At 47.5% G+C, this 13,348-nt stretch carries 12 protein-coding genes and 1 riboswitch; of the genes, 9 read left to right on the top strand and 3 right to left on the bottom strand.

Annotated elements, in window-relative coordinates:
* Positions 1-86 precede the first annotated feature (86 nt).
* Positions 87-869, top strand: coding sequence for a helix-turn-helix transcriptional regulator (locus AC58UX_RS24800; RefSeq protein WP_497257695.1), 783 nt, complete (start codon positions 87-89; stop codon positions 867-869).
* Here AC58UX_RS24800 and AC58UX_RS24795 read toward each other — a convergent pair whose 3' ends face one another.
* Positions 870-1,565 (bottom strand): DUF3105 domain-containing protein, encoded by a 696-nt coding sequence (locus AC58UX_RS24795; RefSeq protein WP_497257693.1) that lies wholly within the window; start codon positions 1,563-1,565, stop codon positions 870-872.
* Between the two features lie 191 nt (positions 1,566-1,756).
* Between AC58UX_RS24795 and AC58UX_RS24790 the strand changes: the two genes are divergently transcribed.
* From AC58UX_RS24790 to AC58UX_RS24775, 4 genes are all read left to right on the top strand, one after another.
* Positions 1,757-3,202, top strand: coding sequence for a methyl-accepting chemotaxis protein (locus AC58UX_RS24790; protein ID WP_497257691.1), 1,446 nt, complete (start codon positions 1,757-1,759; stop codon positions 3,200-3,202).
* Positions 3,203-3,273: 71 nt separating this feature from the next.
* Positions 3,274-3,384, top strand: a riboswitch (TPP riboswitch).
* 139 nt (positions 3,385-3,523) lie between these two features.
* Positions 3,524-4,120 carry an ECF transporter S component gene (locus AC58UX_RS24785; RefSeq protein ID WP_497257689.1) on the top strand — a complete coding sequence of 199 codons (597 nt, stop codon included), beginning with the start codon at positions 3,524-3,526 and terminating at the stop codon, positions 4,118-4,120.
* Between the two features lie 4 nt (positions 4,121-4,124).
* Complete coding sequence (locus AC58UX_RS24780; RefSeq protein ID WP_497257687.1) at positions 4,125-5,591, top strand: ABC transporter ATP-binding protein; 1,467 nt, start codon at positions 4,125-4,127, stop codon at positions 5,589-5,591.
* Positions 5,582-6,379: an energy-coupling factor transporter transmembrane component T family protein gene (locus AC58UX_RS24775; protein ID WP_497257685.1), complete on the top strand. Its 798-nt coding sequence runs from the start codon at positions 5,582-5,584 to the stop codon at positions 6,377-6,379. The genes AC58UX_RS24780 and AC58UX_RS24775 overlap by 10 nt, the downstream gene beginning before the upstream one ends.
* Before the next feature lie 54 nt (positions 6,380-6,433).
* Here AC58UX_RS24775 and AC58UX_RS24770 read toward each other — a convergent pair whose 3' ends face one another.
* On the bottom strand, positions 6,434-6,829 hold the full coding sequence (locus AC58UX_RS24770) for a YuzC family spore coat inner layer protein (RefSeq protein WP_497257683.1): 396 nt from the start codon (positions 6,827-6,829) through the stop codon (positions 6,434-6,436).
* A 101-nt stretch (positions 6,830-6,930) separates the two neighbouring features.
* A complete protein-coding gene (locus tag AC58UX_RS24765; RefSeq protein ID WP_497257681.1) occupies positions 6,931-8,313 on the bottom strand; it encodes an S-layer homology domain-containing protein in 1,383 nt (460 codons plus the stop codon).
* Positions 8,314-9,059: 746 nt separating this feature from the next.
* On the opposite strand from AC58UX_RS24765, the gene AC58UX_RS24760 reads away from it, so the two are divergent.
* The 4 genes from AC58UX_RS24760 (at position 9,060) to AC58UX_RS24745 (ending at position 13,344) form a co-directional block, all read left to right on the top strand.
* Positions 9,060-9,647 carry a nitroreductase family protein gene (locus AC58UX_RS24760; protein ID WP_497257679.1) on the top strand — a complete coding sequence of 196 codons (588 nt, stop codon included), beginning with the start codon at positions 9,060-9,062 and terminating at the stop codon, positions 9,645-9,647.
* 267 nt (positions 9,648-9,914) lie between these two features.
* Complete coding sequence (locus AC58UX_RS24755; protein WP_497257677.1) at positions 9,915-10,949, top strand: LacI family DNA-binding transcriptional regulator; 1,035 nt, start codon at positions 9,915-9,917, stop codon at positions 10,947-10,949.
* Positions 10,950-10,977: 28 nt separating this feature from the next.
* Entirely contained in the window at positions 10,978-12,396 is a 1,419-nt protein-coding gene (locus AC58UX_RS24750) for an extracellular solute-binding protein (RefSeq protein ID WP_497257675.1), read from the top strand.
* A gap of 72 nt (positions 12,397-12,468) precedes the next feature.
* Positions 12,469-13,344 carry an ABC transporter permease subunit gene (locus tag AC58UX_RS24745; protein WP_497257673.1) on the top strand — a complete coding sequence of 292 codons (876 nt, stop codon included), beginning with the start codon at positions 12,469-12,471 and terminating at the stop codon, positions 13,342-13,344.
* Positions 13,345-13,348: the final 4 nt, after the last annotated feature.

Below are 13,348 nucleotides of genomic sequence, written 5' to 3'. Positions count from 1 at the left end.
TCATTATATGCCTTATTGATGCGAGTTTCTATGAACTATAGTATGATATGTGTAATATAGTATGATCGAACGGAGGCAATGAGCCTATGCAGCTAACAGGCTTTCACTATCATAAAAGCAGCACATGGAACGAGGAGCAGCCTAACAATCGTTCCGACTGGACGCTTATTTTCGTCCTATATGGCCGCTGTGTGTACTGGATTCATGAGAAAAAGCAGGTGCTCGAGAAAGGCCAATGGCTGCTCATTCCGAGCGAGACTCCTTTCTATGGGCGAAGTGTGCCGACGAAAATTCATGAGAAATTTGTGCTTCATTTCGATGCGCAAGCGGCTGCTGACAGCTTTCCGCTGCTTCAACAGCCATCGCATAGCACTCGTCTGACAGGGAAATTTGATATGATCGCAGACCGGCTGCGTCTGATCTATCGCGGATGGCAAGACAAACAGCCCTATTACATCACGCTTTGTGAAGCGCATCTGCAAGAGCTGTTTGTGTATCTCCAGCGGGAGTGGGATCAAGCGGAGACAACCTCCGCAACCGCACTCCTCGCAGAGCAAATGAAGGGGTATATCCAGAATCATTACCGCGAGCATGTGACCAAGGACGAGTTAGGTGCCTGCATCAACCGATCTCCGAATTATGCTGCGGCTCTTTTTCGCCAAGTCACAGGTCAAACGATCAGTGAATTCGTGCACGTCACGAGGATCAAAACAGCCGTCTACATGCTGCGTCACTCTGCGCTGACCGTAACCGAAATAGCCGAATTTATCGGCTATAACGATCCTTCTTATTTTTACCGTGTCTTCCGAAGATTGACGGGTTTAGTGCCAACCGAACTCGTTTCAGATCGTGAAACTATTCGTAAATAATTACATCGTTCCGCCGCCGAGTCGCACATTCGCTGGAATTTGCTCCGGACCTTTATTGATATAGTCATAAATGAACGTACCTACACTAGCTTCATCATATTTGGCGAGCGCCATCGTTTTCGTCCAAGCCGTAACGACCACTTCTTTATCAGCAGGCACGTCTGGATTTGGAACAGCTAGAACCCCTGCGCCAGCCGTCTTGAAGTGAGTCAGATACTCGAGTTGATCGCGCAGCGCCTGAGGTGCATCGGGATGGTAATGAATGATGATATCGCCGTGCTCCAGATTGTGGACAAGCATCTCGTAACCCGGTCTTTCTTTATAGAAGCCAAACTTCAAATCATGGGGGCTATGCGTGCCTGATGTAGGGATTTTCATCTCGTACATTAAGGTGCCATCCTTGTGATCACGTCCGAAATCCTTATCTGTGGTGACCTGAATATTGGCATGGAAATTAAGCTTGTCCAGACTATACTTGCCGGCAGAGCTTTGAATGAGTGAAGTACCCATACAGCCGATGGCAATAATGAGTAGGGCATGTGAAATGGCCTGTGTAATAAAATGCTTCTTTTTCAGGGCTTGCTTTTCGGCCTTTTTCAACCGTGAGGTGTTCCCTTTGTTAATTTTAGCTGCCAGCACATAGCCAATAATGGCGGCAATCAGTAAGGCTAGTCCGATATAAAGCAACGCTGTCATCGTTTTTAGTCCCCTCCTGGATCATTGTAAAATAATGAAGACACTACAAATTGTAGTTTTTATTTGGGGTAGAAGTCAACTTCTACATTAGATCCTGATTTTGGCATCTTAAATAGAGGTTTTGGCGACGCGTATGTGGAATAGTGTACGAAAATGTCTGATTTTGCAAAAGGCAATTAGGAGGAATAGTAATGTCTGAGCATCTGCTCGAATTGAACAGAAGAAACAGCTTAATGGTTAAGCTTTTATGGGCGTGTCTTGCACTGGGAATCGCGGCTGCGTATACATCCGTATCCACGATGGTAACACTTTTCTCGGTCGGTGTACCGATTGCCCTTGTATGTACGATTTTAACATGGAAAAAGCTGGCCATTCCCTATATTAAATATGTTATTGCGGTCGGACTTAGTGCGATTTCCTATTTTTTTATGACGAATACGACGTCGCTAATTGGTGTATTTATTTTGTACCTAAGTCTGGCGCTAATTTCGTTATATATGGATTATAAACCGCTAGTGCTGAATGGTGCGATAGGCCTTATTATCATGAATTATTTCATTACGACGCTAACGCCGCAGGTGGATACGATTGGGGTTAATGCTTTTTATTTGCTAACCATCATGACGCTCATTGGACAAAGCCAAATCGGCACAAGAATGTTTACGAACGTTGCCAAAAGTGCGAAAGATTCTGAGCTGTCTCGGATGAAAACAGATGAAGTGTTAGCAGGCGTACGCACGACAACCGAAGTACTGGGTACATCCAGTAGTCATTTGCAAGAGAATGCCGCTGTGACAGGCCGAATTACAGAGGAAGTGGTTGCTGCTTTTCAGGAAATTACGATTGGTATTGAATCGCAAGCGTCCAGTATTAACGATATAACGACAGCTATTCAGAATGTGAACGAAACGGTTGAACAGACCACGGCGGCCTCAGATACGATGAGCAGCAGATCACGTGATACAGCGAGAATGACGAATGAAGGCAAGACCCAAATGGATGATTTGTCACTCAAAATCAATGATATTACCGTTATCGTCACCGAGACTTCCGTTATTATGAATGAAGTAAACGAAGAGAACGTGAAAATTGGGAACATTGTTTCCACGATTGCCGAGATCGCGAATCAGACGAATTTATTGTCGCTGAATGCTTCGATTGAAGCTGCTCGTGCAGGCGAGCATGGGAAAGGTTTCTCCGTTGTGGCGAACGAAATCCGCAAGCTAGCGCAAAACGCGCACATCGCTTCGACTGATATTTCGGAAATTCTAGGCTCGATCCAGGCGAAGGTCGTGACAGCCGTTGAGAAGGTTGCGGTGGGGATTACAGCTGTAGAATCCGGCAAAAAATCAACAGATAGCGTGAACCAATTGTTCGAGGTTATCAACACGAATACAGCCGAAGTCATGGAGCAAGCAGCGCATCTGCAGCGCATGAATCAACAATTGCAAATCTCCTCCCAGCGTGTAGCTGAAGAGATGACGTCGGTTGCAGCGATCACAGAGGAGTCGGCAGCTTCCGTCGAGGAAGTGCTGGCTAGCGCTGAAGTGCAGCAGCATCGCGTTCAGGATATTGTGGACAGCATCCGCCAATTAAACGGATTAACGCAGGATCTGAAGCATTTGATTGAGAAGTAAGCGTCGCTTGAGCCGCCATGGGAAAAAAAGGATTGCCAAAAAGCGGTTAATCCGCTACAGTTAAGCCAAATGAATAGCAACACGGGTGCTTGATGAAGTCAGGCTGAGATAGTGGCCCTATGCCACTGACCGTTAATCTGATCTGGATAATGCCAGCGTAGAGACCTTAAGTGCTTTTTTCATGCACGAATGTTCAAGCCTGCCGTTAATCCGGTGGGCTTTTTTTGTCCTGATGGGACAAATGGAGCGATGTATCCAAGGTTGGCGTGTTCGCCTATCTCATTGACAAATATGGATTTGAGAAAAGGAGTCGAGTAGAAGATGGCGCAAAAGGAAGCAAGTAAACAAGGGTTGAAGCTGACCGATATTTTGATCACGATTGTGATTTCGGCGGTGTTCGGTGTGGTTTATCGAGTTTGGGGACCGATCTATGATCTGATGAAACCGCTTGGATTGCATGCGGAGCAGCTCAGCTACGGGATGTGGTTCATGGCGGCAACCTTCGCTTTCCTCGTGATCCGCAAGCCTGGGGTTGCCCTGTTAGCCGAATTGGCGGCAGCAACGATTGAGGCGCTGTATGGCGGGCATTGGGGAGTAGGCACGCTCGTGTTTGGGTTGCTTCAAGGGCTGGGCGCGGAGCTGGTATTTGCCGCATTCCGCTATCGTCGCTTTAATGTAGGGGTAACGATTCTCGCAGCCTTTGCATCAGCGGTTATGTCGATCTTCGTAGATACGTATTACGGGTATATTGAACAGCTTGCTTTCTGGAACTACGTCTTATTTATTGTCTTGCGTCTTCTAGGCAGCGCGTTGATCGCTGGAGTGTTCGCGTACTACTTAACGAGTGCTTTGTCTCGCACAGGTGTGCTGAATTTGATTCGTCCGGTGTCCAAAAAAGACTACGACGTACTGGGGTAACAAGATGAGCGAAGGAATGGGCGTGACGAATCTAAGGTTAAAATATCCTGGCGATGACGCCCCCCTGATTTTTCAGGGGGTTTCCTTTTCCATCGAGCCAGGCGAGAAGGTGCTGTTGCTGGGACCTAGCGGCTGCGGGAAATCGACACTGCTTCAAGTATTAAGCGGCATCGTGCCTGACATGATCGAGCTTCCGCTCAAAGCAGACGAGATTTGCAGACCCAGCCGGTGGGGCTATGTATTTCAGGACCCGGATACGCAGTTCTGTATGCCCTATATCGACGAAGAGATCGCATTCGTGTTGGAAAATCAGCAAGTGCCGCGGGAAGAGATGCCTGCGCGCATCCGACATTACTTAGATTTGGTCGGGTTGCAAGTGCCTGATGTTCATACTCTGATTAGTTCGTTGTCGCAAGGGATGAAACAGCGTCTAGCGATTGCCAGTGTACTGGCGTTGGAGCCAGAGGTGCTCTTTCTCGACGAGCCCACGGCGCTGCTGGATGAAGAGGGCACGAAGCAAGTGTGGGACACGATTCGGACCATTAGCGGGGACAAAACATTAGTGATCGTGGAACATAAAATCAGTGGTATGCTGGATCTACTGGATCGGTTAATCATTTTGACACCTGAGGGTGGGGTTCTGGCGGATGGGCCGCCGTTAGCTACTTTTCAGAAGTATAAAGAGCAAATGAAGGAATACGGCATTTGGTATCCCGAGGTTTGGGAGGATTATGCGAGGGAGCAGGGAGCTAGGGTCATGGCCGTGCCACCGCAAAACATTGATCCCGTCATGGTCTTCCGAGATTTCGTCGGACTTCGTGGCGGACAGATAAGGACCTCTGTGGATAACTTTAGCGTATATCCAGGAGACTGGATCACCGTTGTCGGTGCCAACGGTGCAGGCAAAAGCTCGCTGCTCCTCGCGATCATGCGGCTGATCCCGACCCGCGGAAGCTGTCTGATCTCGGGGGCAAAGGGCAACAAAGTCGAGCAGCTTGCGGAGCAGATCGGCTTTGTGTTTCAAAACCCGGAGTTCCAGTTCGTCACGAACTCCGTAGAGGAAGAGCTGACCTATGGCTTGCCAGAGGGTCAGCAGAAGGGCCAGTGGGCAGCGGCTGAGCTGCTGCTCCGAGAGTACGACCTGCTCGCGCTGCGCGAGCGGCACCCGTTCCAGCTCTCGCTGGGCCAGAAGCGCAGGCTCAGCGTGGCGACCGCGATGGTGCGCGGGCCACGCATCCTGCTGCTGGATGAGCCCACCTTCGGGCTCGATGCGCGCGGCACGCTGCGCATGCTTGAGCAGCTGGAGCGGCTGCGCGCCAGCGGAACCGTGATCGTGATGGTCACCCACGATCATGAGATCGTGCAGCGCTGGGCGACGCGCGTCTGGCAGGTCTCCGAGGGGCGCGTGACCGAGGTCGCGCCTGCCCCAGCACCTACAGCTTCCGGAGGTGAGCCGCTGCTATGCAAATAACGTTCAGCTTTCGCGAAACGTGGCTGCATCGGGTAAACCCGGGTGTGAAGCTCACATTGTCGATTCTGCTATTCATCGTTGTCGTCTTCACACATAATCTCAATACGATGCTGGTTTTAACGTTGGGCGCGCTATTGCCGCTCGCCCTGATGTCGGGTCACCCAGCAAAAAGGCTTTTGCTGTATGCTTCGCCCTTTCTGCTGCTGTTTGTGTCATCCTCCCTAGGGATGATGATGTTCGGCAATGGGGAAACGCTATGGTTTCACTTCGGAATCATTCGTATTACCGAGGAAAGCTTCTACCGCGGGATTCATCTTGGTTTGCGAGGGCTGCAGGTTGCCTCCGTGGGCTTGCTGTTCAGCTTGACCACGCGGCCTGTCGCGTTGTTTTACGCGATGATGCAGCAGTGGAAGGTCGCGCCGAAGTACGCGTACAGCTTTCTGGCAGCCATGCGGATGCTGCCTGTTATACTCGAAGAGCTGCAGACGCTTCGCTACGCGCTCAAGGTTAGAGGCAAGCGACAGCAGCGGAATCCGCTGACATCGTGGTATACGACGATGCGGATGATCGCGATCCCGCTGCTGGCCCAAAGCATTCGCCGTGCCCATAGGACGGCGGTTGCCATGGAAGCGAAGCGTTTTTCAATGAGTCGTAAACGCACGTATTATTATGTATCCACCTACTCCAGGTTGGATGTGTATTACACTCTCTACTGGATCGCGCTCATAGCAGCAGCCTATTGGCTCGCGGTTACGTGGCCGATTCTGGGCAGCGTAGATGTGCGCTGAGCGCAGAAAAAGAGCAAGCCAACTCCCGGTGAGGAGCGGGCTTGCTCTTTTTAATTATTCGCCCCATTTGAGCGATAGCGTGACATGGCAGCAGCCGCTTCCCGAGATTTTTGGGCCAACCACAAACTTTACAGCAGTGGGGGTGTAGCTGGTTTCAATAGCGGATTCACCACCGAAGGATTGAACGATACGATCTACTTCTTTTTTGTTACCACTCTGAGCATTCGTCATTAATTGATGGGCGATTGCAGGATCTGTGAGCTTTTTGACAACCATGGAGGCATCCTTTAAGAGGTGCTCAGAGATAACAACCGAGCTAGAAAGCATTTTCGTATTAACAGGCGGAAAGTCGCGATCCCATGCCCAGTAAGGTGCATAGTGGTATGGATGTGCAGGGTATAGCTGATATTGAACCGGGGGATACGGATAGAAGGTTGGGTCGTTGTACATCGAGACCGCCCCCTTTCTGTAAAATGATGAACACTAGCAATATATGTGGAATGTGGGCGAGTGTGCAACAAAAAAGCTCCCCAAGCGGGGAGCTGCATTTCTTAGTTCAATTTAACTTTTTTCGTTAGTGTAACGTAGCTTGTAACTTTTACACCTGTTGCTGAGACTGCCGTAAGTTCAAAATATGTCACATTTCCCGTTACGTGCACTGCACCATCGGAATCGACTGATACCGAGCCAAGGGTAGAACCTGCTTCGCCTTGAACATCATTCGTGATAAATAAGGTACCTAGAGCAAAGTTGTAATTTTGAATGTCGAGGCCTTTGTATGTGTTTCCATAGTTATCTGTAGCTGTAAGATCCATTGCTGTGAAGGCGTTGAAATCAACTTTGTATTTATTGTCAGCAGCATCCATTACCATGGGTAAAGTAAAGGAAGTTTCACCTGCTGTCAATGTCTTCACATTTACAGGTTCGCTTTGGACAGTTACGTTGACATGCAGTTTTTTGGCTGCCCCAGTACCAATTTGCACAATAACACTTACTTCAGTGGTTCCTGGTTTGTTCCCCAGCACGTAGGCATGATGGTCGGAAGTAATCCCTACTTTGGCAATGCTAGGATCTGAGGAGAAAACAGATTGTACAATTCCTGGAATCGCAATATCTTCCCCAGCAGATGATGTTAATTTCACTTTGATCTCTTTTGCAAATTTACTTTGAATAGGATCCTCAGCAATAGTGTTTGTGATGGTACCTGTTGCGGATTTAGTCAAACCACTATCAATGACGCTAGCTAAAAGGTAATCACCAACAATGGATACATTGCTGGAGGTAGGTGGTGATACGACTGGCGGCTTTTGAGTGTTGAATGCATCTTGAGCCCAATACGAGCTAAGAACGAAGTCCTCACGGGTTGCGGTTTGGTCGCCTGCTTTGCTAGTTGGATGAATACCAAGCGCTGTGGCCTGTTTTACCGCATCGGTGTACCAAGGAGAGCTTGCCATAGAAACTGTTTTTCCTAATCCTTTAAGAAGCACAGTATCCAATTGAGCAGCGGTAACCTTTTCGCTAGGCTGGAAGGTTGTATCTGTAACACCGTCGATGAGACCAGCTTTTTTAGCCGCTTCAATAAAAGGGATCGCCCAACCGTTAGCCGCGTCAACCACATGTACATCCGAGAAACTTGAGACGTTAACAGTAAGATCAACCGGGATATTAAAGATTTTTGTAGCTACTTTAGCGAATTGAGCACGAGTCATATTTTGAGAGATCCCGAAAGTTGTATCTGAGACTCCCTCGAAAATACCATCAGCGATCATACGATCGATTTTGGTTTTCAAAGTTGCGTCAACTCCAGTCAAATCTGAAAAAGCAGCGCTTGTTTTAACGGCAGCGGAGGCTGGATGAACGAGTGTCAGAGAAGCGAGTAGTGATAAAGCCATGGCAGTCGTCGAGATCAGTGTAAGTTTTTTACTAGATTGCATTTAGGATGGACCTCCTTTGGTATGTAACGAGTTTTAGTGTTTTCTAGCATTTCAAGTTATTCTAGTATTTCACGTGCTTGTCTACATATAGCTTGCCTGATCATCCACCTCATTGTCAAATTTTTGGGACACTCATTCAGGATCCTTCTTTCATAATGATAAAAGGTTGAATATGAATTCTGACTAGCGGGTACATGGGCCAACTGAGAATGATAATTATCCTCATTTACTAACTTTTAATTAACTACTTTACAAATGTAAGTGAGGTGGGTATAATAAACTCAACAACACCACATTTGGAGGAGGTAGAGACCATGGGTAAATGTGCATGCGGCAACACGCAAAACGTAGAAGGAAACTGCGACGGTTCACACGCTAAAAAAGACAAATAAGGTTTGGCACATAGACGATTTGACAAGGACTCCGCGAGCTTAGGCTTGTGGAGTCATTTTTTTGTGTGTAAGTGGACGAAGATGCTAAAAGGCACTTATTTTCGGGGGAAATGGCGAAACCGAGGGGAATAAGTGCGAAAGTGCAACCTTTTGGAGCGAAAAGGTGCTCAGAAGTGGCGTAGCGGCGGAAATAGTTGCCTTTTTGCATGTATTTTAGATCGAGTGGTCCAGTCGCTAGAAAAGGTTGCCTTTTTGCACTTTTGCAGTCTTCATGGCTGCATTCAAAAATTGAAAATGCGTGTGGGAACATGTACAGTTAAGATATGATATTAGCTGAATATGGGAGTGAGAAGCATGGATGTAAAAGAAGCGATCCGCCAGCGCCGCAGTATTGGGAAGCTCAAGCAAGACCCTATTGAGCACGCGCTGATTGAAGAAATTTTGGAGGCTGCCGTCTGGGCACCGAATCACGCGAATACAGAGCCTTGGCGGTTCTGGGTGATGTCCGGCGAAGGTAGAAAGCTGTTGGGGCGCGGCTATGCCGAGGTCGCCATTGCAGAAGCAAAGGCAGGCGCAGATGCGGCACTGTCTGAGGAAGAAGAAGAGCAGCTGCGCAATATCAACGAGAAAAAAGCGTTTCGAGCTCCGCTCATAATCGCGGTGGCTGTCTCCCCATCCGAGAAGCCTGTCGTACCCGTGATTGAGGAGTATGCAGCTGTTCACTGCGCGGTACAGAATATGATGCTAGCTGCACATGCGCTGGGCTTGGGCTCCATTTGGCGCACCGGCGATCCCACGTATCATCCGAAAATGCAAGAGAACTTCGGTCTCTCCGGCAAAGAAGAAATGGTGGGCTTTATCTACATCGGTTACCCTGAGTTCATTCCAACGAAGGCAGCGCGTGTTCCTTTTGCTTTGAAAACACATTGGGTAACGGAGTAATTACCCCGTCATATCAAATTAAGGAAGAAGAATTAGTGGCAGAACAAGGCCGCTGGTTCTTCTTCTTTTTGTTTCATGTAAAAAGGGAATCGTCGAACCGGTTTCATGATTTCTGCCATTTTACATGTTGTAAATGCTAGAAAACCCTTGATATTACTGGCATTCCTTTATTTTGAATAGCCTGTTTTATTTACAATTCATTTATTCAGCCATGAAACTGTGTTGATAAAACCGGTTTACTATTAAAGAGAAGTGAGGCGAGCCCAGATGGCAAACATAGATGATGTTGCGAGAGTAGCTAGGGTGTCCAAAAGCACCGTTTCAAACGTGTTTAGCAAGAAGAGACCCATTAGCAAGGAGGTGTCAAAGCGCGTTCTGGATGCTGCTCTGGATCTGAACTACAGACCGAATTATTGGGCTCGAAGTCTAGCGAACAAACGGACGAATATTATTGGACTTAATATGCCGGGTGAACAGGTGAAATTTAGTCAGTTTCATCTTGGCCTTTTCAATGGTGTGTTAAGAGAGTGCTATAGCCAGGGTTATCGTTTGCTTGTAAACACACTGTCCACCGAATTCTCCAAGCAAGTCGAGTATGTAGCGACAGATCCTGTTGATGGCGATATTCTTCTCGATCCCGCTGAAAATGATGAACGCATCTCAGAACGAATCATGCGAAATCTACCGCTCGTTGTCATTGGAAGACCGCATCAAGAGTTCGAATCCAGTGTGTCCTATGTTGATAACGACAACATTGGGATGGGACAACTTGTTACGGAACATCTGCTGCAGCTAGGCCATACGCATATCGCATTTTTGAACACACAGAAGGAACGGACAGTAGCACAAGATCGCGAATTGGGTTTTATTCGGGCCTTTCAAAAGGCCGGTGTGCCTATTGAATCTAAACTCATCGTTTATAAGGATGGGAAAATAACATCGACGGTTTATGGCTATCAGATGACTAAGCGACTACTGGTTTCTTACCCGCAGATTACGGCCATTATTACCGATTCAGATAAAGTTGCATTAGGCGTTTACCAAGCTGCCGAGGAGCTTAAGCTGCGAATACCAGAAGACTTATCTGTGTTCGCGTTTAGCGATGATTCAATTTACAGTACTGAATTTAAGCCGTCGCTGACTGGCGTCAGGCTGAATGGAGAAGTGTTAGGAAGTGAAGCAGCCAAGCTGCTAATTGAACAACTGAGGGAACCGAATCCCATTGTCAAACGCATCCTAATTCCAGCGAGCCTCGTGTTTAGAGAGTCATGTGCCAAAGTGAGAACAGATAGTACCCAATAGAGAAAGAACCAAATAGGAGGCCATACCCATGTTGAATAAAAAAGCAGGAATGATCGCAGCCGTTGCCCTATCGACAAGCTTACTTGTAACTGCGTGCAGCACGAAAACAGGAACAGAATCACAGGCAAGCTCACCTAGTGAGACATCCAAGCCAGCTAAGCAAGAAACGCTGCGTATTCTCAGTGGTGTTGTCGGAGGGAAGACGCCAGAGGAGAATGCGTTATTTGAGAAGGAAGTTGAACGGTTGACTGGGATTAAGGTGACAATTGAGAAACCAGCGGCTGACTACGATAAGAAGCTTTACGCAGCTATAGCAGCAGGAGAGAAGTATGACCTCATTTACATGGGGAAGGGCAATATGGACGTTTTAGTTGAACAAGGCGCACTGACGCAGTTAAACGATAAAATTAAAGCTTCGAAAGTCCTATCGGACCCGAAGGTCATCCCTACGAAAGAATGGGACATGATTACTTACAATGGCGGGAAAATCTACAGTGTATTTAATAAATCGGAAGGCGGCACACTGCCGACTGTTCGTCAAGATTGGATGGACAAGCTGAAGCTGCAACAGCCGAAAACGCTGGATGATTTTTATCAAACGTTGAAGGCGTTTAAAGAGAAGGATCCAGACGGTAATGGCAAGGATGATACGTACGGTTTGTCCACTGCAGGCTTATATGATATTCAAGGCTTTATGAGCGCAGCAGGGGTGAAATATAAATATGTAATTGATGCGAATGGAAAGCGCACGATTCCTTACGCGACAGATGCAGCAGTTCCGATCTATGAATGGTTTGCCAAGCTGTATAAGGAAGGCATTCTAGATCCCAACTTTGCGACGAATGATTCAGGCAAAATGAGAGAGCTATTCTTAACGAACCGTGTAGGTATGGTTACGTACTGGGATGCATGGGTAGGTCTCTTTAACAATATGAAGAAAACGGATGATCCTAAATTTGTTGCGAAAGCAATTCCGGGTGCTGTCGGACCTGACGGCAAAGTGATGCTTCGTCGTGGAGACCCGAGCGTGTGGGGAATTCCAGTGAATGCCGAGCATGTGGATACGGCGATGAAGTTCCTGGAGTTTTGGCAGTCAGACAAAGGGAACATCCTGAGCACGCTCGGGATTGAAGGGACAGATTACACAGTAAAAGACGGGAAATATACGTTAACTCCTGATGGTACTAGCCATGGGATGGACCATGGAGCGCCATTCCCGAACAACACCAACTTTAAGAATCCAATCGGCACGCTGCCAGGTGCGTTAGAAGGACGCCAAATCATTTTTGATAACAACGCAACGATCGAGAACTCCACGAAAGATTGGCCTAATGCCGAAAAAATCGTGACGAACTATGCGTTCCAAGCGATGATGGGCAAAATGCCAGCGGCAGATGCCGTGAAGAAGATGCGTGATGAGCTGAAAGCCGTGAACTTAATTGACTAAATGAGTGAAAGCGGGGGCGGGGGTCACTCCCTAGCCGCCGCTTTACTTTTCATAGACTAGGGGGAATAACAAGTGACAGCATGGGCTCGCTATCGTGTGTTGTATGTCATGATGCTACCAATTGTGATCTATTTTGCGATTTTCTCTTATTTCCCGTTGTTCAAGGGACTACAAATATCGATGCAGAAATTCCGAATGATCGGAGATCGGCCCTTCATAGGGCTTCAGAATTATCAAACAGTATGGCACGATCCGATATTCTGGCGTGTACTGGAAAATACACTCGTGATTGGAGCGGGTATGCTCGTACTTGGCTTTTTTGCTCCGATTATTACGGCTTTATCCTTGAATGAGGTACTGAAAACCTGGTTTAAAAAGCTGACACAAATGGTTATCTATTTACCGCATTTATTCTCTTGGGTTGTTGTAGGCGGGATATGGATCATGATGCTGTCGCCAGACGGCGGATTTGTTAATGAGCTGCTGAAGTTTTTAGGAGCGGCGAAGCCGATTCACTTTTTTGCAGAGGTCGATTATGCGCGCTATTTAATGATACTGACGAATACGTGGAAAGAGATGGGTTTTACCTGCATTCTTTACTTAGCAGCAATTGTCTCGATATCCCCTTCTTTATACGAAGCTGCACGGATTGATGGGGCGGGACGCTGGCAGCAAATTCGCTATGTGACGTTACCACAGCTTATTCCGACCATGAAGGTCGTTACACTTTTGAATATGATTGGTATGCTTCGCATGTTTGATCAAATGATGATTCTGAGTAATCCAGTGATTGCTCGGAAGGTCGATGTTTTGATGACGTACACATACCAGAAGGGGATCCTTGAGTTTAACATGGGTGTCGCTTCAGCAGCAGGTTTCCTAGTTGTACTGGCAACGCTAATTCTGGTGTTTATGACTAGAAAATTAATCCGGTATGACGAGGAGTGAATTC

This window comes from Paenibacillus sp. J22P90, from assembly GCF_059692195.1.
This window is presented reverse-complemented; position numbering and strand designations above follow the sequence as displayed.